This is a genomic window from Pseudomonas sp. PK-RTE-24 (assembly GCF_054052265.1).
In genome coordinates, this window is the sequence record NZ_CM133224.1 from 4782611 (window position 1) to 4808012 (window position 25402).

Below are 25402 nucleotides of genomic sequence, written 5' to 3' on the forward strand. Positions count from 1 at the left end.
CCACGCTCTGCGTGGGAATGCCTCAAGGGACGCTCCGCGTCCAGTGACGCGGAGCGTCACGGGCTGCATTCCCACGCGGAGCATGGGAACGATCATCGGATAAGGTCAGGAAGCCAGTTGCGCCAGGTACTCCCACGGATAAATCCCGCGTTGATGCCCGTCGCTGAACACCAGTTGCACACCATAACCCTGCGGGTTGAGTTCGATCAGGCGCACGCGATCATCAACCAGCGGCGTGACACCGCGCAGGCGAAATGCGCGGCATTGCGAGCAAGGGCATTGCCGGCGCAGATCGGCATGCTTGAGCAGCGATTCGCGCCCGTCCGGCCAGCTCAGGTGTAACGTGCGCTCACTCTGCGAGTTGCCCACCGACAGCGGATTCATTGCAGCTGACTCAACGCGATGCGCACGGCTTTGCGCACTTCCGGGTCGCCGTCGTCCTGCGCTGCCTGCAACGCGGCCACGGCGCCGCGATCGTTCAACTCTCCAAGCGCCAGCGCGGCCTCCTTGCGCAGGTTGCTGATGCGGTGGCCGAGAGTGTCGATCAGCGCGTCCAGCGCCGGGACGAAACGCAAGCGGCCAAGGCTGCGAGCGGCGCGCAGCCGCACTTGCCAATAGTCATCGCTCAGCGCTTCGACCAAGGTCGGGCCGGCGTCGCTGTGGCCAACCTTGCCCAGTGTCGTCGCGGCTTCTTCGCGCACTTGCCAGGCGGGGTCGTGCAAGGCCTGGCTCAGCGCCGGCAACACTTCGGCGCCACTGGCCAGACCCAGCGCACCCGTCGCGGCGCGGCGCACTTCGGTGTCCGGGTCGTCGCTGGCCAGGCGCGCCAAGGCTGGCAGCGCGTCGAGCTGTTTGAGCCAGCCGAGCACGCCAACCGCTTCGCGCCGAACATGAGCATCGGCATCCTCCAATGCCGCGACGGCAGCCGGCGCGGCCTCGGCAAAGCGCAATTCTCGCAACGCCCGAAATGCAGCGATGCGCACACTGACATCGGCATGTTCGGTCCACGGCAGAATCACGCGCCCCGCCGCTGCAGTCTTGAGCAGGCTCAGGCTTTGCGCCGCTGCCGATTGCACAGCGGGCGACGGATCCGTCAGCGCTTCGCACAAGGCTTGCACGACCGCATCGTCCTCCCACGCTTCAAGCAATCGCGCAGCTTCAGCGCGAACATCCTTGGCAGGATCCTGACGAAGTCGATCAACCAGCCAGAGCAAGCCATCCGGTTCTTCGAGATCGGCCAGATCGATCAGGGCAATGCGCCGCACGCCGGCGTCTTCAGCCGTCAGGCGCGGATGCAGGGCGAGGATGTCTTCGTTGTCGGTCACAGCAAAAATAGAGGTCATAAGGCAAATCGCGGCAAAGGGTTTTCAGGAGGCAGGCCGAGCGGATTGAGGCGCGGCAGCGGTCGGTCGTTGTCGTGGCGCAGCAGGTCGAGGCAGTGGCGCTTGAGGCGAGCGAATTCCGGGCTGGTGACCAGTTCGCTGGTGCGCGGACGCGGAAAGTCCAGAGGCAAGTCTTCGATGATTCGCCCCGGTCGCGCGCTCATTACCAGCAAGCGGTCGGCGAGAAACAACGCCTCGTCGATGTCGTGAGTGACGAAAACCACCGTGGTGCGGATGCGCGTCCAGATGTCCAGCAGCAGTTCCTGCATGCTCAGACGGGTCAGCGCATCCAGCGCGCCGAACGGTTCGTCCATCAGCAACAGTCGCGGGCGATTGACCAGCACCCGGGCGATTTCGACCCGTTGCTGCATGCCCCCGGAGAGCTGATCGGGCCAGCGCTCGGCAAAGCCTTCGAGGCCGACCAGTTTGAGAATGTCGTCAGCGGCTCGATGGCGCTCAGCCTTGCCGACGCCGCGCATCTTCAGGCCGAAGGCGACGTTGTCGCGCACCGTGCGCCACGGGAACAGCGTGTGGTGCTGAAACACCATGCCGCGCTGCGGCGACGGGCCGGTCACCGCGCTGCCGTCGACTTTCAAGCTGCCGGTACTGGCATTCAAGTGGCCGGCCAGGGCGCCGAGCAAGGTCGACTTGCCGCAACCGGACGGGCCGAGAATGCACACGAACTGGCCGGGTTCGATCTGGCAATCGAGGCCCTGCACCGCTTCGAAGGCTTCGCGGCCCTGGCCGAGGACGATGGACAACTGGCGGATGTCGATCCGCCCTTCCGGGGTTTGCATCACGCTCATCAGGCTTTGCCTCGCGGTCGATGCCAAGGCGTGAACAAGCCGCCCAGGCGTTTGATCAGCCAACTGCTGCCCATGCCCAACACGCCGATCAGGAGCATGCCGACTACAATGTCGGCGTAGTTCTGAATGGTGTAGGACTCCCAGGTGTAGTAACCGATGCCGAACTGCCCGGAGATCATTTCTGCCGTCACCAGACAGAACCACGACGTGCCCATGCCGATCGCCAGGCCAGTGATGATGCTCGGCGCAGCGCCCGGCAGGATTACTTCCAGCAGAATCGCCCGACGCCCTGCCCCGAGGCTTTTTGCCGAGGCGATCAGGCGTGGATCAACGCCTTCGACGCCGTGCACGGTGTTGAGCAGGATCGGGAACAGCGCGCCAGTGAAGGTGATGAAAACCATCGACAACTCCGAGGACGGAAACATCAGGATCGCCAGCGGAATCCACGCCACGGCGGGGATCGGGCGCAGGACTTCCAGCGGTGGCAGCAAAATGTCTTCAGCCCATTTCGACCGGCCGATGGCCAGGCCCAGGGCGATGCCGATGATCAGCGCCGCCACGTAACCGGCGAAGACCCGGCCGAGGCTGCTGCTCAAGTGCTGCCAGAGTTTGCCGGAGTCGCCCAGGCCCAGTGCGGCTTCGATCACCGCCAGTGGCGTCGGCACGTTGGCAAAGGTGACCAGGCCGAGGTTCCAGTGATGGCTGGCGGCTAGTTGCCAGAAGAGCAGGCAGAGCAGCAGTGAGGCGGCTCTTGATGTCCAGCGCAACGGTGTTTTCATAGTCCGGTTTCCAGTTCGGGTTCTGTGTGATGGCTGAGATTTACCCCCTCACCCCAGCCCTCTCCCCCAGGGGGGCGAGGGGGAAAGGGAGCCGATTTGCGTGCTTTTCACGACCTGAGTTCGACTCGGTACTAAACGTCGGCGTATCTCACCAACAACTCGGTCAGCCCCCTCTCCCTTTGGGAGAGGGTTAGGGTGAGGGGCTTTTGATCTTCAGCGCTTGCAGACCTCAGTTCGACTCGGTACTTCACGTCGGCGTATCTCTCACCAACAACTCGGTCAGTCCCCTCTCCCTTTGGGAGAGGGTTAGGGTGAGGGGCTTTTGATCCTCAGCGCGCAGCAACAACCTGCGCAGTCGCATCGCTGAAGTCGAACACCTTGCCACCCTGCGCCGCAGCGTATTGCTGGGCCTGGCCCTTGAGCAGAAATGCGCTGAGGCGACCCTTGGCATCGCTGGCAAACCACGCCTGTTCAGCGAGCAACTTGATCCCGCTGTCACTGGCCTGCGCATACACCGCACGAATGTTCTTGCCCTCCTGCTTCAACCCCGCCAGCGCGGTGAACGCCGCTTCAGCCGAGCCGTAACGGCGGACTTTTTCCTCACCGCGCACCCAGATTTCCGCGACATGGCTGACGTCGGTGATGGCTTTGCCCGTCGCCGCATCCACACCCGGCAACGGCGTCTGCGCGTAGTTGGCCAGTTGCGCGGTGTAATCGAGCTTCGAAGCCTTGAAGGCGGCGCGGATGTACTGGTCGTCGATGAAGTTGTTCAGGTCGAGCCCGCGATCGGCTTTCTTCAGCAGCTTCAAGGTATCGATGGCGGTACCGACAGCCTGACGGTATTCAGGTTTCCAGCTCAGGTCGCGGGTCTGTACGCCGAGCGGGCCGTGAAACAGGTAGTTGACCTCGGCATCGACGCCGGTGACTTTGGCGATCAGTTCGCTGTACTTCTCGGGTTCGGCGGCAAGCAGTTGGTTGGCTTCGATGCTCGCGCGCAAATAGGCGACGACGATTTCCGGGTACTTCCTGGCGTAGGCCTGATCCACCAGTGCGCCATGGAAAGTCGGCGCGTTGGCCTGGGCGCCGTCGTAGATCTTGCGGGCGAAACCACGGCTCGGGAACAGCTCGGCGAACGGCACGAAATCGGCGTGGGCGTCGATCTTGCCGGCCTGCAATGCCGAGCCGGCGACTTCCGGTGGCTGGGCGATGATGTTGACATCCTTGAGCGGGTCCCAGCCCTGCTCTGCCACGGCGCGCAGCAACATGCCGTGAGCCGTCGAGGCGAACGGCACCGAAATGGTCTTGCCCTTGAGTTCGCTCAGGCTTTGCACCGACGAAGCGCTCGGCACGACGATGCCGTTGCCGCTGCCCTTGATGCTGCCTGACAGCACGCTGATGAACAGGCTGTGCTTGCCCGCCGTTTCGAATGCCACGCCGTTGAACGCACCGGGGAAATCGGCCATGGCACCGAAATCGAGTTTGCCGGCGACCATCTCATTGGTCAGCGGCGCGCCACTGGTGAAATTCTTCCACTGCACGTCATACTTCGCGTCTTTGTAGGCGCCATCGTGGGGCAGGTATTTTTCCAGCAGACCCAGTTCCCTGATCAACAACCCGCCAGCGGCGCAGTTGATGGTGGTGTCCTGAGTGCCGATGGCGATGCGAATGGTTTCGGCCGAGGCCGACAAGGTGAATGAAGCCAGTACCAGACCGGCAAGTGCTGCACGCAACATGAGTGTTTCCCCTCGAATCATTTGTTTGAAGTTCGTCTCCGCCGCGATCAGGGCGCGGTGGGAAACGAGGGGTGTTTTGCATTCAGCGTCCGGGGTTCACCGGATGGCTATTGGATAATCACAATTGCAATGTGGGAGCGAGCCTGCTCGCGAAGGCGGCGGGTCAGTCACCATCATTGTTGAACGAACGATTGCTTTCGCGAGCAGGCTCGCTCCCACAATGAATTTGGGGTCAACGCAACAAATAGGGGATGTCGACCTTCACCGCCCCAGTCGGGCAATCCTTCTCGCACGGCATGCAGTACCAGCATTCATCGAACGCCATGTAGGCCTTTTGCGTGGCCGGGTTGATCGCCAGCAGGTCCATCGGGCAGACGTCGACGCACACGGTGCAGCCCTTTTCGGCGATGCATTTGTCCTCGTCCACGGTGACCGGGGCGTTGGAGCGGAAGAAGATTTCCTGAGCTTGATAAGCCATGGTTCGGACTCTCTTTCTAGTGATGCATCAAGCGGCGAAGGCGCCGACCCGCAGGCGGTGATAGGCCTGCATTTCTTCGGCATCGAGCGGGATGATGTAGGGCTCGACGGCCTTCTTGAAACTGGTCATCTGGCCGTCCTCGCCCTTTTTCAGATGGCAGTGGCAGAACCAATCGGCGTCGTTGCGTTGCGGATGATCGACGCGAGAGTGGTAAAGGCCCCAGCGGCTTTCGGCGCGGAACAACGAAGCGCGGGCGGCCATTTCGGCGCAATCGCGGATCACGCTGGTTTCCATCGCTCGCATCAGTTCGTGAGCGTTGTTGGCTTTCATCTGCTCGAGATCGTGCTCGATGTCGCTGAAACGCTGCAGGCCGATCTGCATCTTCTTGGTCACTTTCGGCGGTTGCAGGTAGTCGTTGACGAAGCGGCGCAGCTTGTATTCCACCTGCGCCGGTGGCAGGCCGTGTTCGCGGTCGAGCGGCGCGTAGACCCGGGCTTTTTCCTTGGCGATCTGCTCGCTGTCCAGTGCGGAAAACTCGCGGCCGGCGACAAAGTCTGCGGCGTTGTGCCCGGCGAACCAGCCGTAAGTGAACGCGCCAAGCATGTAATTGTGCGGCACCGCAGCCATGTCGCCGGCCGAATACAAGCCTTTCACTGAAGTCTCGGCACGCTCATTGACCCACACACCGGACGCCGAGTGGCCGCTACAAAAGCCGACTTCCGAAATGTGCATTTCAACCATCTGCGTGCGGTAGTCGGTGCCACGGTTGGCGTGGAACTGGCCACGGCTCGGGCGCTCATTGCTGTGCAGGATTTCCTCGATGTTCTGGATGGTTTCCTCGGCCAGGTGATCGAGTTTGAGGAACACCGGACCGTTGCCGCTCTCCAGTTCCTGATGGAACTCCCACATCATCTGCCCGCTCCAGTAGTCGCACTCGATGAAGCGTTCGCCCTTGTTGTTGGCGGTGTAGCCCCCCAGCGGGCCGGTGACGTAGGCGCAGGCCGGGCCGTTGTAGTCCTTGATCAACGGGTTGATCTGAAAGCACTCGAGATTGGCCAGTTCGGCGCCGGCGTGATAGGCCATCGCGTAGCCGTCGCCCGCATTGGTCGGGTTCTCGTAGGTGCCCATCAAGTAGCCAGACGATGGCAGGCCGAGGCGTCCGGCCGCGCCGCAGGCGAGAATCACTGCTTTGGCCTTGATCACATGGAAGTCGGCGGTGCGGCAATCGAAGCCCATAACACCGTTGACCGCGCCCTCCTTGTCGGTCAACAAACGCGTGCAGACCAGGCGATTGGTGATGCTCACCCGCGCACGTTTCAACTGCCGATACAGGACTTTCTTGATGTCGTGCCCTTCCGGCATCGGCAGCACATAGGCGCCCATGTGGTGGACCTTTTTCACCGCGTAGTCGCCGGTCTCGTCCTTCTCGAACTTCACGCCCCAGCGGTCGAGTTGTTCGATGGTTTCAAAACTGTGCGTCGCATAGGCGTAGACCGCCGCCTGATTGACGATGCCGTCATTGGCGATGGTGATTTCCTTGGTGTACTGCTCCGGTGTCGAGTGGCCGGGAATGATCGCGTTGTTCAGGCCGTCCATGCCCATGCTGATCGCGCCGCTGCGCTTGACGTTGGCCTTGTCGACCAGCAAAACGCGCAAATCGCGGTTCTTCTCTTTGGCCTTGATCGCCGCCATCGGCCCGGCCGTGCCGCCGCCAATCACGACGATGTCGTATTCCTGTTCTAGAACGTTGCGGGTCATGCCTGCTCCCCTTTTTGCCGGTCGATCCGCAGGCGGTACTGGAACGCATCGCCACGGTAATAAAGGTGTTCGAAGTCCAGCGGCTGGCCGTGGGCATCGTGGGTCAGGCGCTCGATGCGCATGATCGGCGAGCCCGCTTCGACGCTGAGTGCCTGGGTCAGGTCGCTGTCGGCCAGCACCGCATCGATGGCCAGATCGGCGTGGCCGAGGGCGATGCCGCAGTCGTTTTCCAGAATCAGAAAGATGTCGCGGGTGACCAGATCCGCCTTCTCCAGCCGCTCGCCGACGGCTTTGGGCAGGTAGGTGATTTCCAACGAGATCGGCTCGCGGTTGATCAGGCGCACGCGTTTGATCTGCGCGACGATTTCACCCTCGGCCACCTGCAGCCGCTCGGCCACACGCTTGTCGGCCGGAATGAATTTGAAACTGCGCAGGCGGTTGATCACTTCATAACCGCGCCCGGTCATCGACTCGGCGAGGCCTTGCAGGCTGCTGACGTTCTGAAAGGTTTTCGGCTTGGCGACGAAGGTGCCCTTGCCATGGATTTTGAAGATCAGCCCTTCTTTCTGCAGATCGCCCAAGGCCTGGCGCACGGTGATGCGGCTGACTTTGAACAGCGCACCCAGCTCGCTTTCGGAAGGCATCTGACTGTCTTGCGGGTATTCACCGTCGAGAATCCGCGCGCGCAGGACGTCGCGCAGTTGGGTGTGCAGCGGAACGCTACTGAGGGAGAGAACGTTATCGGTCATCACGGGATCACTTGTTATAACGAGTTATGACGTGATCTTAGAGACGTTATGAAGAGGTTGAGAAATATTGTTTGGGCATAACCTTAGATGCGTGTTGCGCCGGAAGACCTGTGGGACATCTGTGGGAGCGAGCCTGCTCGCGAAGGCGGTGTGTCAGTCACCAAAATACTGACTGACAGGATTCTTTCGCGAGCAGGCTCGCTCCCACAGGGGATCGTGAGCTATTCAGCGTTTGAGGATCCGGTCCATGACCCAGTCGGTCTTGACGGCTTGCTCGGCCACGGCGGGATGCTGTGAATCACCACGAATATGCGCATTCATCCCCAGCACGTGATGCCACTGGATATGCTCATGGTGGGCAATTTCCAGGCTGATCTGCTCGTCGGCAAACAGCTGCACCGGATGTTCATCAAACACCGAAAACCCGATCCGCCCTTTGCTGCCGATAATCTCGACGCGATCTTCACGGCGGTCCGCAACAAAGTTCCAGCAGCCCATGCCCAACGCCCCGGAGGCGAATCGCCAAGTGGCGCTGACCGCATCTTCAGCCGCGTACAAACCTGCCTGACGCGCAGTGAAACCGGCGACTTCAACGATGTCGCCAAGCAGATACTGGAACAGGTCCAGGCCATGGCTGGCCAGGTCGGCAAAGTAGCCGCCGCCAGCCACCGCCGGGTCGGTGCGCCAATTATCGCGACCCTCAAGATCAGCCGGCGACGGCGCTTTGGTCAGCGTCCAGCTCATATGCCGGACATCGCCGATGCGCCCCTCCTCCAGCCAATGCCGCACCTGGGCAAAGCGCGGCAGCGAGCGGCGGTAATATGAGACGAACAAGTGCAGACCGGCAGCGGCAAACGCTTGCTGCATCTCGCGGCTTTGCCCGGCGTTGAGTGCCATGGGCTTTTCCACGCAGCAATGCTTGCCGGCGGCGGCGACTTTCAGGCTGTAGGCATGGTGGCTGTCGGGCGGCGTGGCGATGTACACCGCGTCCACCTCGGGATCGTTGATCAGCGCATCGACATCGGTGTAGACGCGACTAATGCCGTGGCGCGCAGCGTAGTCGGTCACCGCTTCGAGGCGACGGCCCATTACCGCAATCAGCGCCGAACCGGGCGCCTTGTAGAAGGCCGGCCCGCTCTTGCGTTCAGCGACGCTACCGCAACCGATCATGCCCCAGCGCACCACGTTCATCTTCAGTCCTCAGCCGATGCGCAACGCGCGCAGATCAAGGCGTCCGTCCTTGAGCGGCGGGCACCAGTAGTAGCCGCCGGTGATTGGTCGGCTGATCTGATACAAGCCATCGGCAATACCGTCCTCCAGACCGCTCATACGGCGCAGCTGTGCTTCGAAGGCATCCAGCGAAAAGCCGAAGGCGAGGAACATCAAACCGGCACGATCGCCTTCGATCCACGGCATCGAACGGCGCACGACGAACGCTTCCGGCGCAAAGCTTTCCTGCGCGGTGCGTTTCACGTGGGCGGAGATCGGCGCGTCGTCGATTTCTTCGTTATCGCTCAAGCGACGCCCCATGATGTCGTCCTTGGCACCGGCAGACAGGCGATGAAAGCCCTTGAGGTCGTGCTGCCATTGCTGGATCGCGGCGAAGCTGCCACCGACCAGTCCATCAGCACCACTGCTTAGCAGTGCGGCGGCGACAGCGGCGTCATCGTGGGGGTTTTCCGTGCCGTCTTCGTAACCGGTGAGGTCGTGGCCGTCCATGTGGCGGAAGGCTTCCTGCATCTCGACCAGACGCAAGGCCGGGGCCAGCGCGGCTTCGATAGCGTTGCAGCGGTTGAGCAGCTCACCACGGTCAACACCGTGCAGCCAGATCCACAGGGCATGCTGGGTCGACGGGTTATTCACGCCAACGCCGGTCAGCGCCGGGAAGCTGCGCAGGCCAGCGATTTCGACATTCAGCGCCTTGGTCAACGACTCACCAAAGCCAACCACCGCCGACTTGCCATCCACCAGCATCAGCAGGCTGTCGATCGCCTGCGGCAAGGCTTCAACCGACGCCAGGGCGAAAAACAGATGACGTGCTTGCGCAGGAACAGGGGTAGCGAGAATGCCCGGCTGGTAGTAACTCATGTGAACTCCTTGAAAAAGTGCGCGGAGTTTACCTGTAGCCGGATCGTTTGTGTGGGTAACGAGAGCGTCGTCGTTCAGCGTTCACCGCCTTCGATCAACGCCCTCAATGCCAGCGCATCGGCGGTGGCGGCACCGCTGGCGGTGTTGTCGAAGATGCACCAGATGTCTCTGCCGTCGGCCTTCGCGCGCCGCAGGTTCTGAGCGAGCTGTTGCAGATAAGCCGCTTCATAAGCGCTGTGATAAATCCGTGGCGAGCCGTGCAGGCGCCAATACTGCAGGCCTTGCCATCCACCCGGCGCGGTGTCGCTGCTGATCCGCGAGGGATCGACCACTGCCTGGGCAATCTGCAAATCCACCAGCATTGCCTCTGCCTCAGTCCACGATTCGTGTCGTGGCTCAAGCACCACACTGCCTTTGTACCGCTCGCGCAGGGCACGAAAAAACGCCTCGGCCACCGGAGCATCGAAAGCAAGTTTCGGTGGCAGTTGCACCAGCAGGCAGCCGAGTCGATCACCCAAGCCCTGGCACTTTCCGAGAAACTCATCGAGCGCGGCCGCGCTGTCCGCCAGCCGCTGTTCATGGGTGATGAGCTTCGGCACTTTCACGGCGAAGCGAAAGTCCGGCGCTACCGAGTCGGCCCAGCGCTCGTAGGTCTGACGGCGATGCGGGCGGTAGAACGAGCTGTTGATTTCCACACAGTTGAAGCGCGCGGCGTAGCGTTGCAGGTGCGTGCCTTCGGCGGGGAATGCCGGCCAGTGCTCGCGAGCGAGACTCCAGCCGGCGCAACCGATGTAGATGGTTGACTCGTTCAAGCGCACACCGTCATTTCTGCCCGGGCAACACGGCGCCCAACACCTGCTTGGCGGTCTGCACAATCACCCCGGCTTCATCCGGATCGCCCTTGAGCAGGGTCGTGGCGAATTTCTTCGCTTGCTCAAGCTTGATGTGCGGCGGCAGTGGCGGCACGTTCGGGTCGGTCTTGAACTCGATCAGCACGGGCACTTCCGAGGCGAGTGCCTGTTCCCACGCAGCGGCGACCTCTTCTTCACGATCAACGAAAATGCCCTTGAGGCCAATGGAGATCGCGAACAGGTGATACGGCACATCGGGAATGCTCTGCGACGCTTCGAACTTCGGATCGCCCTCCATCACCCGCTGCTCCCAGGTGACCTGGTTGAGATCCTCGTTGTTGAACACCGCGCAGATCCATTTCGGGTTCTGCCATTGCCGCCAGTATTTGGCGACAGTGATCAGCTCGGCCATGTTGTTCATCTGCATCGCGCCATCGCCGACCAGGGCAATGACCGGGCGTTCCGGGTAAGCAAATTTCGCCGCGATCGCATAGGGCACCGCCGCGCCCATCGAGGCCAGGCCACCGGACAACGAGCATTTCATGCCGCGACGGATTTTCAGGTCACGGGCGAACCAGTTGGCGCAGGAGCCGGAGTCGCTGGTGATAATTGCCTGCTCGGGCAAGCGCGGTGACAACTCGTAGACCACTCGTTGCGGGTTGACCGGATCGGCTTTGGCCATGGCGCGTTTTTCCAGGGTTTTCTCCCAGCTGCTGCGCCAGCCTTCGATCTTCTTGCGCCATTTGTTCGAGGTTTTCTGTTCCAGCAAGGGCAGCAACGCGGCAAGGGTTTCCGCTGAATCACCGACCAGATTGACCTCCATCGGATAACGCAGGCTGAGCATGTCCGGCTGCAGATCGATTTGAACCCCGCGCGCCTGGCCTTCCTTGGGCAGAAACTCGGAATACGGGAAGCCCGAGCCGATCATCAGCAAGGTGTCGCACTCGCTCATCAGCTTGTAGCTGGGCTCGGTACCGAGCAGGCCGATGCTGCCGGTGACCCACTGCAAATCATCTGGCAACGCTGCTTTGCCCAACAGCGCCTTGGCGACGCCCGCGCCAAGCTTTTCCGCCACGGCGATGACCAGATCGGTCGCCTCCAGCGCACCGGCACCGACCAGAATCGCGACTTTCTCGCCGCTATTCAGTACCTCGGCGGCGCGTTGCAGATCGGCTGCATAAGGAACGACTTTCGGCTTGCTGAAGCCGACGCCGGAATGCGCGGTGCCATGGGCGCGCGCCGGTTGTTCGTAAGGCAGGTCCTGCAAGTCATTGGGCAGAATCAGCGCGGTGACGCGGCGCTCGCCGACCGCAGTGCGCACCGCACGATCAAGCAAATGGCGCACTTGCGAAGGCGCCGAAGCCTGCTGCACAAAAGCCCCGGCGACGTCTTTGAACATCGACACCAGATCCAGCTCCTGCTGGTAGTGGCTGCCCAGCGCCGTACGCGCCTGCTGACCGACGATGGCCAGCACCGGCATATGGTCCATCCGGGCATCGTAGAGCCCGGTGATCAGGTGCGAAGCGCCGGGACCCGAGGTGGCGATGCACACGCCCAGCTCGCCGGTGAACTTGGCGTGGGCCGAGGCCATGAACGCAGCCATTTCCTCGTGCCGTGCCTGAACGAATTCGATCTTGCCTTTGGCCCGGCTCATGGCGCCGAACACGCCATTGATGCCATCCCCCGGATAACCAAAAATTCGTGTGACGCCCCATTCGCTGAGCCGCTCAACCAGAAAATCACCAACTGTCATCGTCATCTTGACCCTCGCCATTTACCGCTGCATGGACATGTAAGGGTCTGGACAGCCCGCTGCGCGATGAAGTTTCGCTGGATTTTCCGGGCATCAACTTCGGCGCCGTGTTTGCGCGGCAATGATTTTTTGAGGCGTGCGCCCTGCTCTGTGGTCGATTGAGAAATGATCGAAGGAGGATGGGCCATGACTGAAGTACAAACCCTGCTGCTGCAACGCAATGACTGGGTGCCGAACAATCCGCGTCTGCCAGTGCTGATCTACCGCAGCGCGATTGCCGTTGAAGGCGACGATCCGGCGGCGCGCTTCGAGCAGACCTTCGGCGCCAATGGCTGGCCGGCGCAGTGGCGCTACGGCATTTATGACTATCACCACTACCACACTGAAGGCCACGAAGTACTTGGCGTGGCGGCCGGTCAGGCACGGTTGATGTTGGGCGGGCCTGACGGCCAAGTCGTCGACGTCAGCGCCGGGGATGTGCTGTTGCTGCCGGCCGGAACCGGGCACTGCAATCTGGGATCGAGTGAGGATTTTCTGGTGGTGGGTGCTTATCCGCCGGGGCAGCAGGCGGACATTTGCCGGGCCGCGCCGAGTGATGCGCAGTTGGCGCGGATTGCGGGGCTGGCGTTTCCTGAGACAGATCCGGTGCAGGGAGTCGAGGGTGCGGTTGGGCGGTATTGGAGCCATTAGGCGCGGCGACCCTGCCGACGCTTTCGCGAGCAGGCTCGCTCCCACAATGAATACGGGTGAACCCTGTTTCTCTGTCCAATACATACCCTGTGGGAGCGAGCCTGCTCGCGAAGGCGGCAGATCGGTTTACATCATTCAATATGAATAACCGCACTCACCGCTGGCACCCGCCGGAAATTTTCCCTACGGTGTCTACCTGTTCTCTCCCAGCATCGACGAGGTCCGTTTCATGAGCAATGCGTCTTACGTTCCGCCCAAGGTCTGGAAACACGAAGCCCCGTCCGGCGGCCACTTCGCCAGCATCAACCGGCCGATCGCCGGGCCGACCCATGACAAAGAGCTGCCGGTCGGCAAGCACCCGTTGCAGCTGTATTCGCTGGCCACGCCCAACGGTGTCAAAGTCACCATCATGCTCGAAGAGCTGCTCGCACTCGGCCACAGCGAGGCCGAATACGACGCGTGGCTGATCCGCATTGGCGAAGGCGATCAGTTCTCCAGCGGCTTTGTCGAGGTCAACCCGAATTCGAAAATCCCGGCGCTGCTGGACCGCAGCGTCGAGCCGCCGATCCGGGTGTTCGAGTCCGGCTCGATCCTGCTGTATCTCGCGGAAAAGTTCGGCGCCTTGCTGCCCAAGGATCCGGCCGGTCGTACCGAAACCCTCAACTGGCTGTTCTGGCAAATGGGCTCGGCGCCGTATCTGGGCGGCGGCTTCGGGCACTTCTACGCGTATGCGCCAGAGAAGCTCGAATACCCGATCAACCGCTTCACCATGGAAGCCAAACGGCAGCTGGATGTGCTCAACCGCCGTCTCGCCGACAACACCTATCTGGCCGGCGACGATTACACCATCGCCGACATCGCCGTGTGGCCCTGGTACGGGCAACTGGTGCGCAACAACGTTTACTCGGCGGCGGAATTTCTCGCCGCGCACGAGTACACCCATGTGCAGCGCTGGGCGGAAGAAATCGCCAAGCGGCCAGCGGTTGTACGCGGGCAACGGGTGAACCGTACCTGGGGTGATGAAGACAGTCAGGTGCCGGAGCGGCATGAGGCGAAGGATCTGGACTGATAGCAAAAACCGCATACCCCTGTGGGAGCGAGCCTGCTCGCGAAAGCGTCGTATCAGACAACGCATCTGTTGAGTGACACACCGCCTTCGCGAGCAGGCCCGCTCCCACATTTGTTAGCGGAAGCCATCAAACCCAATTGTGAAAAAATCATTAACTAACTGACTCGTACGGGTTTATTCCCCCGGAAACTTCCGACATACTAATGCGAATAATTCTTACATTCACTCGCATTAGTTTCGTTTGGGTAAATCTTGGGGAAGCAGATAGATGTCGTTTCACACCATTCACCGCCGCTCGAACCTTTCACCTAACCTCCTCGCACTCGCCATCGGCATGGCCAGCATCGCTCCTGCCTTGGCTGAAGAAACCGCAGCCACTGCGCCAGCCAATGGCCCGCTGGAACTGCAAGCGACCGAAATCGGCGCTACGCAGATGAGCAGCACCACCGAAGACACGCAGTCCTACACCACCGGCCCGATGCAGACCGCCACCAAGCTGTCGCTGACCATGCGCGAAACGCCGCAGGCGGTGACGGTAATCACTCGTCAGCGCATGGACGACCAGAACATGACCAGCGTCAACGACGTGGTGCGCGGTACGCCGGGGCTGTTCCTCAGCGAGGCCAGCGGCCCGGGCCGGCAGACTTACAAGGCGCGCGGTTTCGACATCGACAACATCATGTACGACGGCCTGCCCAGCTCGTATTCGCCGTACACCCTGGCGGTGCAACCGAACCTGGCGATGTTCGACCGGGTGGAAATCGTTCGTGGCGCGACCGGCCTGGTCACCGGTGCCGGCAACCCGTCGGCGGCGATCAACATGGTGCGCAAGCGTCCAACCGCCGATCAGCGCGTGACCCTCACTGGCGCCGCCGGCAGCTGGGATGACTACCGTGGTGAAGTCGATGCCTCCAGCCCGCTGAACGACAGCGGCACCCTGCGTGGCCGGGTAGTGACGTCGTATCAGGGCGCGGACAGTTTCCGCGACAAGGAAGAAAACGATCACGGCCTGTTCTACGCCATCGGTGAAGCCGACCTTAGCGACAGCACCACGGCGACCCTCGGTTTTTCCCGGCAGAACGATCAGACCAACTATTTCTGGGGCGGCCTGCCGATCGGCGAAAACGGCCACCACCTCGATCTGCCCCGCTCCACTTACCCGGGCACCGACTGGGAAAACCGCAAGCTGCAGGTCGACACCGTGTTCGGTGAAGTCGAACACCGTTTCGCCAATGACTGGAAACTGCACCTCGGCGGCTCGACTTCGACAACCGAGGGCGAATTCTCCGGCACGTACCTGTCGCGCTACGACGGCCCGCTGGAAACCACCGCCTACCAATCGCACCACACCGACAAGCAACGCGCCTTCGATGGTTTCGCCAGCGGCCCGTTCGAAGCGTTCGGCCGTACCCACGAACTGGTGGTCGGCGCCAGCAACCGCGTGTACGACGCCACCACCAAGGAATACTCGCCTTACGACACCGGCCTGCCGATCGCCGCGCCAAAACCTGACTTCGTCCGTAGCGGCAAGTCGCGCAACGTCACCACCCAGGACGCGGTTTACCTGACCACGCGCTTGAGCCTGGCCGACCCGCTGACGTTGATCCTCGGCAGCCGCCTGGACTGGTATGACTACGACGATCGCAGTGCCGACGGTGACTTCAAGGTCACGCGCAACCTGACCCGTTACGCCGGCCTGATCTACAAACTCGATGACCATCATTCGGTCTACGCCAGCTACACCGACATCTTTACCCCGCAAACCCAGAAAGATCTCGGCGGCAAAGTGCTCGAGCCGATCGTCGGTGAAAACTACGAAGTCGGTATCAAAGGCGAATATTTCGACGGTGCGCTGAACGGCAGCGTGGCGGTGTTCCAGATGGACCAGACCAACCGCGCCACCCAGGCGGCGACCCAGCTCGGCTGCCCGGAACTGACCTGCTACGAAACCTCCGGCAAGGTTCGCGCCCAAGGCGTGGACATGGAACTGCAAGGTGCGCTGACCGAGCAATGGCAAGTCGGCGCCGGCTACACCTACACCCGCGCCCACTACATCAAGGACGAAAACCCGGCCAACAATAACCAGAAATTCGACACCGACATGCCGGAGCACCTGTTCAAGGTGTCCACCGTGTACCGCTTCAAAGGCCCGCTGGAAAAACTGCGCGTGGGCGGCAACGTCTACTGGCAGAGCCGCATGTACAACGACATCGCTCTGGCCAATGGCGGCAGCTATCGCCTCGAACAGGCCGGCTACGCGGTCACCGACCTGATGGCCGGTTACGAGGTCAACAAGCACCTCGACCTGCAGGTCAACGCCAACAACATCTTTGACCGCAAGTACTATTCCTCGATCGGTACTGACGTGACTTGGGGCTCGACCGACAACTACGGCACCCCGCGCAGCTACATGATGACGGCCAAGTACAAGTTCTGAGGCGATAGCGCTCAGCAAGCACCGCACAGGGCGTCGGGAGTTTTCCCGGCGCCCTTTTTGCAGGTTCATTAGGCATGGCCGGCAATTACCGATAGTCTCTGGCGACACTTTCGCGAAGCGCCGGCCATGCCCCAGACAGATTTCTCTTCCGACCTCCAAGCCATCGGCAGCATTGACGCTGTGCCGGTGATCCTGAGTATGGTCAAGCACATCACCGGCATGCGCTTCGCCGCCGTAGCGCGGGTCACCGAGAGCAAGTGGATCGCTTGCGCCGTGGATGACTCGATAGACTTCGGCCTGTTGCCCGGCGGCGAACTGGTACTGGAATCGACGATTTGTCATGAGATCCGTCAGCACCATCAGCCGGTGATCTTCGGCCATGCCAGCCAGCACCCGGTTTTCTCCACGCACCACACGCCGAAAACCTATGGTCTGGAAAGCTACATTTCGATTCCGATCATCAAGGCCGATGGCGAGTTTTTCGGCACACTCTGCGCCATTGATTCGGTTCCGGCGAACCTCGACGACCCGGCCATCGAAAAGACCCTCACCCTCTTCGCCCAGCTGATTGCGATGAGCCTGGATACCCAAGGCCATTTGCACGCGACCAAAACCGCGCTGGCTGATGCCAACGAAATGGGCCGTCTGCGCGAGCAATTCATCGCGGTGCTGGGCCATGACTTGCGTACGCCGCTCAGCGCCATTCGCATGAGCGCCGATCTGCTGCAAAGCAAAGCCGAAGACAAGCGCTCGCGCACGCTACTGTCGGCGATTCGCACCAGCTCGGTGCGCATGGGCGTGCTGATCGAAAACATCCTCGACTTCGCCCGGGGTCGGCTCGGCAGTGGCATCCCGGTGCAGCGCAAACTTGTCGATGACTTGCAGCAGACGCTGCGCCAGACCCTTGAAGAAATCCAGGTGGCGTACCCGCAGGCGAAGTTCATTGATTCGCTTGAGGTACCGACCGGGGTCTATTGCGACCCGTTGCGCATCAGCCAGTTGTTGTCGAATCTGCTGGGCAACGCGGTGACCCACGGTTCTACGGCCGAACCGATCGTGCTCAAGGCGTTTGCCGAGGGCGATGAGATGGTGATTTCGCTGACCAACCAGGGCGCGCCGATTCCACCCGCGCTGATGCCGCTGCTGTTTGAACCGTTCTCACGTTCCGAAGCCGGTCAGCGCAACGAAGGGCTGGGTCTGGGCTTGTACATTGCCGGGCAAATTGCCAATGCGCACAACGGCACCTTGACCGTGACGTCCGACAGCGAGGCAGGCACCTGTTTCGTGGCGCGCTTCCCTGCCCGCTTCAAGTGGGTCTGAGCGCCGCTCTAAGTATTCAGGGGAGTCTGCGGCGTTTCCGGGTTGAGCTGGCGGCGACGAAACTGCCCCGGTGGCTGGCCATGAATCTGGCGAAAACGTCGAGAGAAATAGGCCTCATCAGCAAATCCACACAGCCGCGCGACCTCGCCCACCGAGCGCGTGCTGTTGAGGAGGAAATTGCGCGCCGCGTGCATGCGCCGCTCCAGCACCAGCTCGGTGAAGGTCTTGCCGATCTCCTTGCGCAGCCAGTGCGTCAGGTAAGTCGGTGACAGATAGGTCGCAGCGGCGACTTTGATCAGGTTGAGATCAGGATCGGCGATGTTCTTCCGCAAGTACTCGAACATTCGGCTCAAGGCGTCGCGACGGCTGTTCTCGGCGGCATTCTCTTCCGCCAGGCGCTTGAGCGGCTCGGCGTAAAGAAAACATACGCTGCCAATCATCTGCAGCAACAAGCCCTTGAGCATTTCCCGCGTGCCGAACTGACGGTTCTCATCAAGGCTGCGCATCTGCTCGATCAGGCCGCAGACCTGAGCGAAATCCTCATCGCCCAAAATGAAATCCAGATGCTCCTGAAAGCGGAACGGCGACAGTTCAGGCGCGAGCAGGATTGACACCTCTTCCAGATCCATCGGGTCGCACTGTAGATGCGGCAAGAGGAACGTCTGGGAAAAATTGATGACGATGAAATTGCTGTCTGCGGGATGCGGAATCACATGCACGCGGTGCGGCAGGATGAACGCCAGAGTGTTGCGCGGGAACGGCCGTTGCACGCTGCCGATGTGCTGCACGGTGTCGCCACCGAGGTTGATCTGGATTTGAAAATACTCATGCCGGTGAGGCGCGGTTTCGGCGCGCCGACCCTTTTTGTCGCGAATGTAGAAATCGGTCAATTCGCTGCGTTGCTGCATGACGTAGGTCGGGATACGGCTGGGTGAAGACATGGGCGGGAGGTCCTCCGGGCAGTGAGGTGGCGCCCGTCATCTTGCAGGGTTGTGCGGTGGGCGGCAACGAGTCATACGATGACGTTGTCTTTTTTGAAAGAAGCCTCGCGATGAATCTGTCCAAAAACCGCACCACTATAAAAATACAGATAGTCGTTATTCTTCAGACATTTGGGATTTAAACCTGATCTTTATTCTCAAGACAATTTGTATTTGTCCTTTTGGACACGTTCGCCAAATCCACTTTTTTGAAGAGAAAACGTTCTAACCCATCGGTTGATTTTGAACCGTTGTACGACCACTGTAATGACCAACGCAGCCCAACCTCTTTCAAAAACAATCAAAGGTGCGCACGTCATGATCCTGCTATTTCCCCTCGCCGCCCCGCCCGACCTCCCCTTGAAGTCAATTGCACAAAGACGTTCCTGAACGTCTGAAAGCCGCGCTGCAACCCGTTCGATTGCCTTGCCCCACACCTTGCGGGCAACGGCATCGGCTGCTCGAAAAATCTCGACTCTTCTAACAATAACGAGGTCTCCGCATGTCCAACTCCCATTCTTCCAGTGCCACGGTGCCGCCGGTGATAGCCGGCGCACGCGATGCCGTTTCGGCGCAGCGTCTGCCTACCCGGCGGCGCTGGTTCATGCTGTCGTTGCTGCTGATTGCGACGATCATCAATTACATCGACCGGGTGAACATTTCGATTGCCGCGCCGTTCATGGCCAAGGACCTGGGCCTGGACAAGATCGAAATGGGCCTGATCTTTTCCGCCTTCGCCTGGACCTATGCGCTGGCACTGGTGCCGGCCGGCTTCATCGCTGATCGGTTTGGCTCGCGCTTCACCTACGGCGTATCGCTGATCAGTTGGTCGACCGTCACCGTTTGCCAAGGTTTCGCCACGGGATTTGCCTCGCTGTTCGGCCTGCGCCTGGCGGTCGGCGCCATGGAAGCCCCGGCTTTTCCGGCCAACAGCCGCGCCGTGACGGTGTGGTTCCCGGCGCGGGAACGCGGGATGGCCAGCAGCATTTACGTGTGCGGTCAGTACCTCGGCACGGCGCTGTTCACCGGCGCGCTGCTGTGGCTGGCGACCACTTTTGACTGGCGCCACGTGTTCTACAGCACCGGCGCACTCGGCATCGTCTTCGGTGTGCTGTGGCTGTACCTGTATCGCGATCCGCTGAACTGCAAGAAGGTCAGCCAGGAAGAATTGAAGTACATCGAAACCGGCGGCGGCCTGGTCAAGAGCAGCCAGGAACGCACGCGTTTCAACTGGCGGCAGATCGCCGAGCTGTTCAGCTACCGGCAGATCTGGGCGATCTGCATCGGCAAATTCGCCAGCACCTCGGCGCTGTACTTCTTCCTCACCTGGTTCCCGACCTACCTGATCGAAGAACGCAAACTGACCATGCTCAAGGCCGGGATCTTCGCCGTGCTGCCGTTCGTGGGCGCGACGGTGGGAATTCTGCTGGCCGGCATCGTTTCCGACCTGCTGATCCGTCGCGGCTACTCGATGTCGTTTGCGCGCAAGTTGCCGCTGGTGGTTGGCTCGATGCTGGGCATGTCGATCGTGCTGGTGAATTTCACCGATTCCAACCTGATCTGCATCGCCGTGCTGACCATCGCCTTCTTCGCCCAGGGCATCGCGTCCTCGTCGTGGGCGGCGGTGTCGGAAGTGGCGCCGAAAGAGCTGATCGGTCTCACCGGCGGCATTACCAGCCTGGCGGCGAATATCGGCGGCATTGTCACACCGATCGTGATCGGCGCCATCGTTCACGCCACCGGCACCTTCGCCTATGCCTTCTGGTTTATTGGCGGCGTGGCGCTGATCGGCACCCTCTCCTATTCGTTGTTGCTCGGACGTCTGTACCGCATCGAGCTGAAGGTGCGCTGAGGCGAAAAGCCCGGATTTGTCCAAACGCAGGCGGCTTTCGTCCAACTTCACCGACGCCAGCCGCCGTACGCTGCCCTTTCAAACAGGATGACCCGCAGGATGAACATGACCGAATACGTCTTTACCCCGGATCTGCCCGTGACCTTGCCGGTCCTCGGCACCGAGCAGCGCTTCCCCGTTGGCCGGGTGTTCTGTGTCGGCCGTAACTACCCGTGGCCGGACTCTCAAGGCCAGTCGCGCCAGCCTCCAGTGTTTTTCATGAAACCGGCAAGTTGCGTGGTCGATGCCGTCGGCGACGTCGCCTTCCCCTCAGTGTGCGAGGACTTCGTTCACGAAATCGAACTGGTCGTGGCCATCGGTGAAGGCGGCGCCCATATCCCTGAAGATCAGGCTCTGGCCTACGTCTGGGGCTACGCTGCCGGCCTCGACCTGACCCGCCGCGATGTTCAACGCGCAGCCAAGAGCAACGGCTTGCCGTGGGAAGGCGCCAAGGTGTTCGACGGCGCCGCGCCGATGACCGCCGTGGTCCCGGTGAGCCGCTGCGGCCATCCCGAGGGTGAGTTGTGGCTGAACGTCAACGGCGAAGAACGCCAGCGCGACAACCTCGACAGCCAGATCTGGTCGGTCAGCGAAGTGATCGCGCGCATCTCGCAATCCGTGACCCTGCGCGCCGGCGACCTGATCATGACCGGCAGCCCCGCTGGCGTTGACAGCCTGCAACCGGGCGACGTGATCAGCGCCGGCATCGACGGCATCGGCCACCTGGAAATGCGCGTCGGCCCACGGCCCTGATCCTGCGGATTAAGAAAAAAGGAGAACAACAATATGACGACCTCTTTGAAAGTCGCGCTGGTGACCGGCGCCGGCAGTGGCATCGGCCGCGCCGTGGCGCTGGGCCTGATGGCCGACGGCTTCACCCTCGTGCTCGCCGGTCGCCGGCCCGAGCCCTTGCAAACGCTGGTCGAACTGGCGCAGAGCCAGGGTCATCAAGCCTTGGCGGTGCCCACCGACGTGCGTGATCCGGCCAGTGTCGACGTGCTGTTCGCGACCATTGCCGAGGTCTACGGCCGCCTCGATGTGGTCTTCAACAACGCCGGGGTCAACGCCCCCGCCGTGCCGCTGGACGAGCTGACCTTCGAGCAGTGGCGCAACGTGATCGACACCAACCTCAACGGTGTCTTTCTCTGCGCTCGCGGCGCGTTTGGGCTGATGCGCAAACAACAGCCGCAGGGCGGACGAATCATCAACAACGGCTCGATTTCCGCACACACGCCGCGCCCGTTCAGCAGCGCCTACACCGCGAGCAAACACGCCGTGCTCGGCCTGACCAAATCCCTGGCGCTGGATGGCCGCGAATTCAACATCGCCTGCAGCCAGATCGACATCGGCAATGCCCTGACCGAAATGTCGGTGCGCATGACCAAAGGCGTACGCCAGGCCAACGGCAGCATCGCCGTCGAGCCGATGGTCGACGTCAAACACGTCGCCGATGCAGTGTGCTACATCGCCGGCCTGCCGCTGTCGGCCAACGTCCTGAACATGACCGTCATGGCCAGCGCCATGCCGTTTGCCGGCCGTGGTTGAGCCGGCCTTTTTATTGCGTAACGAGGTAGCCATGAAGCCAGAAATCCTGCAACTGAGCCCGATCCTGATCCCGGCAATCAACGCGCGTCTGGACGAACTGTTCACCGTACGCCGCTACTACCAGCAAGCGGACAAACCCGCCTACATAAAGGAACACGGCGCCAACATCCGTGGAGTCATCACCGGCGGCCACACCGGCATCAGCCAGGCGCTGATGGCGCAACTGCCGAACCTGGAAGTCGTCGCGGTCAACGGCGTCGGCACCGATGCCGTTGACCTCGCCTACGCCCGCGATCGCGGCATTCGCGTCACCGCCACCATCGGCGCCCTCACCGAAGACGTCGCCGACCTCGCCATCGGCCTGCTCATCTCGGTCTGTCGCGGCCTGTGCACCAGCGACCGCTACGTGCGCTCCGGCCAATGGCCACAAAGCCCGACCCCACTCGCCCCGCTGCCCTTGGCCCGACAAGTCTCCGGCATGCGCATCGGCATCGTCGGCATGGGCCGCGTCGGCCGCGCCATCGCCACCCGCGCCGCCGCCTTCGGCTGCCCGATCAGCTACACCGACCTGCAACCGATGAGCGACGTCCCCCACACCTTCGTAGCCGACCTCAAACAACTCGCCCGCGACAGCGACGCCCTGATCCTCGCCGCCGCGGCGGACAAGGGCGAAGCGATCATCGACGCGCAAGTGCTGCAAGCGCTGGGCAAGGACGGTTATCTGATCAACGTCGCCCGGGGCAAACTGGTGAATGAGGCGGATCTGGTTGCCGCGCTTGCGGCTGGCGAGATTGCCGGGGCTGGGCTGGATGTGTTTGTCGATGAACCGAATGTGCCGGAAGCGTTGTTTGGTAATGAACAGGTGGTGCTGCAACCGCATCGGGCCAGCGCAACATTGCAGACTCGCACGCGGATGGGGGAAATGGTGGTGGCGAGTCTGGTTGATACGTTTGCGGGGAAAGTGCCGGTTGGGTGTGTGACGGGGTGAATGGTTGTTTGGGATAGGCTGCAGATTGCGTTGAGTCAGTGAAACCCAGCCCCCTCACCCCAGCCCTCTCCCCCCAGGGGGCGAGGGGGAAAGGGAGCCGATCTTCGTTGAATTCAAGAACGAGCTCGACGCAGAGTCTCAGGTCGGCGCATCTTCAACAAACACCTCGACCAAGTCCCCTCTCCCTCTGGGAGAGGGTTAGGGTGAGGGCCGTCCCTGGAGAAACCGGATCGCAAGACAAAACAACACTCCCCAATCATCATCGTGTTGCCTGATACACAGCCATCGCGAGCAGGCTCACTCCTACAGTTTTGATCGGATGCATTCAGTGAGAAAACGGTCGGCTGTCGGGCCGCCTTCGCGAGCAGGCTCGCTCCCACAGAAAAGCAAAAGCAGACCCCATCGCTTTTCACCACTCAATACAATGAGCGCAAGCTCGAGTGGCTCTTGATCTGGAGCCCGTCGGCAGGCTGAGCGGAGGGATTGATCCGGGGGTGGGAGCGCAGCGACCGTACGACGCAGTCGTACACAGCGGAAGGAGGTGCAGCGAAGCAAACCGTAGCCGCTGCGCCCGGATCGATCCCGCAGCGAAGGAACCCCGAGCCCCAGCGAGCGGGCCGAACGTCAGGGCGCAGCCTTTTGGTTACTTTTTGCTGGGCCGGCATTCCGGCGTTTGAAAAAGTGACCCGCTGTAAGAGCGGAACCGTAATCAGCCACACCCGCAGAAACGGATATACACCCAAAACCCGAAGAGCATGGTCGGCCCAAAGGCCGCCAAGTCCAAAAAAAAGCCCCACAACCGAAAACCAGTGTGGGGCGAAAAAATTGGTTGGTTGCGGCCAACCAAAGGAGCTCTGTCAAAACCATTCAAGCACTCAGATCAAATGCACTCCTGAGCCGCCCGCTCAAAACTCGAAGGCAACAAATTCGACGCCAGCAAATGCCGCTCATAAATGAACACCTTGCCGCCCTTCCCCGCCTTGTACGCCTCCAGCACGTTGTCCGCTGCCACCTTGCTCGGCACCACAATCCGATAACTGCGCTGACTCTGCGAAACCGTCGGATTCAACGCACTGCCCTGCAACTTCGGCACCACGCACTCGGCGTACTGCGCCGGCGTCTTGCTGGTCTGCAAGGTCAGGGTCGGATCGTTCGGCGCCGAAGCGCAACCGGCGAGCATCAGAGAAAAGAAAGCCATGGCTGGTACGAATAAGGGACGCATCGAGGTAAATCCTGAAAATAAAGGTTCGGTTCAACCGGCAACGGTTCGACTTCACGGGATCGCCGCTGCCATTCAATTTTTTGGAGAATCAGCTCGACGCCACCAGGGCCTTGAGCGACACATCGAATTGCTTCAGCGCATTGAGTTGCAGATCACGCTGCTGATTGATCTGTGCCGCGATCTGCGGCGCCGCCCGGTCATGCACCCAGACCGAAGGCAGCTCCTGCTCGATTGCTCCCTCGGCCTTGCCGATGTATTGCAGGTCGGCGTCGTAGAACCGTGCAGAGAAGCGCGCCTCGACCAGACTGTTGCGCTGGGTCAGCAAGCGGTTAAAGGTGTCGAGCTTGACCACCACGTCCGGATGGGCCTGAACCAGCGCATCCAGATTGTCGTAGACGGTCACCGAGACGAACTGTTGCTGCAGCGAACTCATCAGCCAGTCGAGGGCCAGTTCCGGGTCGGAACTGCCGACAAAGGCGTCGCGGATTCGCGAATCCAGTGCGTCTTTCGCACCGTTGAGCGCCATGTCGTGGTAACGCTCCAGATACTGCAGGTTCTGTAAGGTGTTTTCGCTCAACAACACACCCACGGTCTGCGTGTGCTGCAAGGCCGATGCGCTGGCGGCGATGGGTTGCAGGTGACACGACCGGGAGTCGTCTGCGTAAGCCGGTGCGGTAACTACCCCGCCCATCAGCAGGGCGATCATTGCCAGTCGAGTCAGAATGTTCATCGCGCAATTTCCTTGAGCTGCGTCTTCGATGGAGGCGATTTTCCGCCGATCGCCGGCAAAGCAGAACTTGCGTTTCTTGATGGTCACTATTACTTCCAGCAATAGTTGCGCGTCGCGCAGACTGATGCACACTGAGCACATTCAAGAAAAATG

General features: G+C 61.3%; 23 protein-coding genes. 8 read left to right on the top strand and 15 right to left on the bottom strand.

Features of this window, described 5'->3' with window-relative positions:
* Nucleotides 1-105: 105 nt before the first annotated feature.
* The 12 genes from ACV8MC_RS21370 to ACV8MC_RS21425 all read right to left on the bottom strand — a co-directional run bounded on the left by ACV8MC_RS21370 (nt 106) and on the right by ACV8MC_RS21425 (nt 12383).
* Nucleotides 106-384, bottom strand: coding sequence for a DUF971 domain-containing protein (locus ACV8MC_RS21370; RefSeq protein WP_095179719.1), 279 nt, complete (start codon nt 382-384; stop codon nt 106-108).
* The gene (locus ACV8MC_RS21375; RefSeq protein WP_252869330.1) at nt 381-1343 is read right to left on the bottom strand and encodes a HEAT repeat domain-containing protein; all 963 of its coding nucleotides are present in this window, start codon (nt 1341-1343) and stop codon (nt 381-383) included. The genes ACV8MC_RS21370 and ACV8MC_RS21375 overlap by 4 nt, the downstream gene beginning before the upstream one ends.
* Nucleotides 1340-2188 carry an ABC transporter ATP-binding protein gene (locus ACV8MC_RS21380; protein WP_252869329.1) on the bottom strand — a complete coding sequence of 283 codons (849 nt, stop codon included), beginning with the start codon at nt 2186-2188 and terminating at the stop codon, nt 1340-1342. The genes ACV8MC_RS21375 and ACV8MC_RS21380 overlap by 4 nt, the downstream gene beginning before the upstream one ends.
* Complete coding sequence (locus ACV8MC_RS21385; RefSeq protein ID WP_024012709.1) at nt 2188-2967, bottom strand: ABC transporter permease; 780 nt, start codon at nt 2965-2967, stop codon at nt 2188-2190. Before ACV8MC_RS21385 ends, ACV8MC_RS21380 begins: the two co-directional genes overlap by 1 nt.
* A 329-nt stretch (nt 2968-3296) precedes the next feature.
* Nucleotides 3297-4721 carry an ABC transporter substrate-binding protein gene (locus ACV8MC_RS21390; RefSeq protein ID WP_252869328.1) on the bottom strand — a complete coding sequence of 475 codons (1425 nt, stop codon included), beginning with the start codon at nt 4719-4721 and terminating at the stop codon, nt 3297-3299.
* Between the two features lie 211 nt (nt 4722-4932).
* Nucleotides 4933-5178 carry a 4Fe-4S dicluster domain-containing protein gene (locus ACV8MC_RS21395; RefSeq protein WP_003225615.1) on the bottom strand — a complete coding sequence of 82 codons (246 nt, stop codon included), beginning with the start codon at nt 5176-5178 and terminating at the stop codon, nt 4933-4935.
* A gap of 27 nt (nt 5179-5205) precedes the next feature.
* Complete coding sequence (locus ACV8MC_RS21400; RefSeq protein WP_457263369.1) at nt 5206-6936, bottom strand: fumarate reductase/succinate dehydrogenase flavoprotein subunit; 1731 nt, start codon at nt 6934-6936, stop codon at nt 5206-5208.
* Nucleotides 6933-7685, bottom strand: a complete 753-nt coding sequence (locus ACV8MC_RS21405) for a GntR family transcriptional regulator (protein WP_236169017.1) — start codon at nt 7683-7685, stop codon at nt 6933-6935. The genes ACV8MC_RS21400 and ACV8MC_RS21405 overlap by 4 nt, the downstream gene beginning before the upstream one ends.
* A gap of 225 nt (nt 7686-7910) precedes the next feature.
* Nucleotides 7911-8876 carry a Gfo/Idh/MocA family protein gene (locus ACV8MC_RS21410; RefSeq protein WP_252869326.1) on the bottom strand — a complete coding sequence of 322 codons (966 nt, stop codon included), beginning with the start codon at nt 8874-8876 and terminating at the stop codon, nt 7911-7913.
* A gap of 9 nt (nt 8877-8885) precedes the next feature.
* A complete protein-coding gene (locus tag ACV8MC_RS21415) occupies nt 8886-9773 on the bottom strand; it encodes a Dyp-type peroxidase (RefSeq protein ID WP_071172020.1) in 888 nt (295 codons plus the stop codon).
* A gap of 74 nt (nt 9774-9847) precedes the next feature.
* Nucleotides 9848-10585, bottom strand: coding sequence for a DUF72 domain-containing protein (locus tag ACV8MC_RS21420; protein ID WP_457263371.1), 738 nt, complete (start codon nt 10583-10585; stop codon nt 9848-9850).
* Between the two features lie 10 nt (nt 10586-10595).
* Nucleotides 10596-12383, bottom strand: coding sequence for a thiamine pyrophosphate-requiring protein (locus ACV8MC_RS21425; RefSeq protein WP_457263372.1), 1788 nt, complete (start codon nt 12381-12383; stop codon nt 10596-10598).
* 180 nt (nt 12384-12563) lie between these two features.
* On the opposite strand from ACV8MC_RS21425, the gene ACV8MC_RS21430 reads away from it, so the two are divergent.
* The 4 genes from ACV8MC_RS21430 to ACV8MC_RS21445 all read left to right on the top strand — a co-directional run bounded on the left by ACV8MC_RS21430 (nt 12564) and on the right by ACV8MC_RS21445 (nt 17893).
* Nucleotides 12564-13067 (top strand): cupin, encoded by a 504-nt coding sequence (locus tag ACV8MC_RS21430; protein WP_256809870.1) that lies wholly within the window; start codon nt 12564-12566, stop codon nt 13065-13067.
* A 229-nt stretch (nt 13068-13296) separates the two neighbouring features.
* On the top strand, nt 13297-14136 hold the full coding sequence (gene yghU, locus ACV8MC_RS21435) for a glutathione-dependent disulfide-bond oxidoreductase (protein ID WP_457263374.1): 840 nt from the start codon (nt 13297-13299) through the stop codon (nt 14134-14136).
* A gap of 268 nt (nt 14137-14404) precedes the next feature.
* Nucleotides 14405-16573: a TonB-dependent siderophore receptor gene (locus ACV8MC_RS21440; RefSeq protein WP_457263375.1), complete on the top strand. Its 2169-nt coding sequence runs from the start codon at nt 14405-14407 to the stop codon at nt 16571-16573.
* Between the two features lie 126 nt (nt 16574-16699).
* Nucleotides 16700-17893 (top strand): GAF domain-containing sensor histidine kinase, encoded by a 1194-nt coding sequence (locus ACV8MC_RS21445; RefSeq protein ID WP_457263376.1) that lies wholly within the window; start codon nt 16700-16702, stop codon nt 17891-17893.
* Between the two features lie 8 nt (nt 17894-17901).
* Here the strand turns inward: ACV8MC_RS21445 and ACV8MC_RS21450 are convergent, their stop codons facing one another.
* Entirely contained in the window at nt 17902-18834 is a 933-nt protein-coding gene (locus ACV8MC_RS21450) for a helix-turn-helix transcriptional regulator (protein ID WP_457263377.1), read from the bottom strand.
* Between the two features lie 541 nt (nt 18835-19375).
* On the opposite strand from ACV8MC_RS21450, the gene ACV8MC_RS21455 reads away from it, so the two are divergent.
* The 4 genes from ACV8MC_RS21455 (at nt 19376) to ACV8MC_RS21470 (ending at nt 23297) form a co-directional block, all read left to right on the top strand.
* The gene (locus ACV8MC_RS21455; RefSeq protein ID WP_457263379.1) at nt 19376-20725 is read left to right on the top strand and encodes an MFS transporter; all 1350 of its coding nucleotides are present in this window, start codon (nt 19376-19378) and stop codon (nt 20723-20725) included.
* 99 nt (nt 20726-20824) lie between these two features.
* Entirely contained in the window at nt 20825-21517 is a 693-nt protein-coding gene (locus tag ACV8MC_RS21460) for a fumarylacetoacetate hydrolase family protein (RefSeq protein ID WP_252887790.1), read from the top strand.
* A 33-nt stretch (nt 21518-21550) separates the two neighbouring features.
* Nucleotides 21551-22309: an SDR family oxidoreductase gene (locus tag ACV8MC_RS21465; protein WP_457263381.1), complete on the top strand. Its 759-nt coding sequence runs from the start codon at nt 21551-21553 to the stop codon at nt 22307-22309.
* Nucleotides 22310-22340: 31 nt separating this feature from the next.
* Nucleotides 22341-23297, top strand: coding sequence for a 2-hydroxyacid dehydrogenase (locus ACV8MC_RS21470; RefSeq protein ID WP_457263382.1), 957 nt, complete (start codon nt 22341-22343; stop codon nt 23295-23297).
* An 880-nt stretch (nt 23298-24177) separates the two neighbouring features.
* Here the strand turns inward: ACV8MC_RS21470 and ACV8MC_RS21475 are convergent.
* Together ACV8MC_RS21475 and ACV8MC_RS21480 are read right to left on the bottom strand one after the other, a co-directional pair.
* Nucleotides 24178-24519 carry a YajG family lipoprotein gene (locus tag ACV8MC_RS21475; protein WP_252885876.1) on the bottom strand — a complete coding sequence of 114 codons (342 nt, stop codon included), beginning with the start codon at nt 24517-24519 and terminating at the stop codon, nt 24178-24180.
* Between the two features lie 88 nt (nt 24520-24607).
* A complete protein-coding gene (locus ACV8MC_RS21480) occupies nt 24608-25249 on the bottom strand; it encodes an ATPase (protein WP_406229183.1) in 642 nt (213 codons plus the stop codon).
* Nucleotides 25250-25402 lie beyond the last annotated feature (153 nt).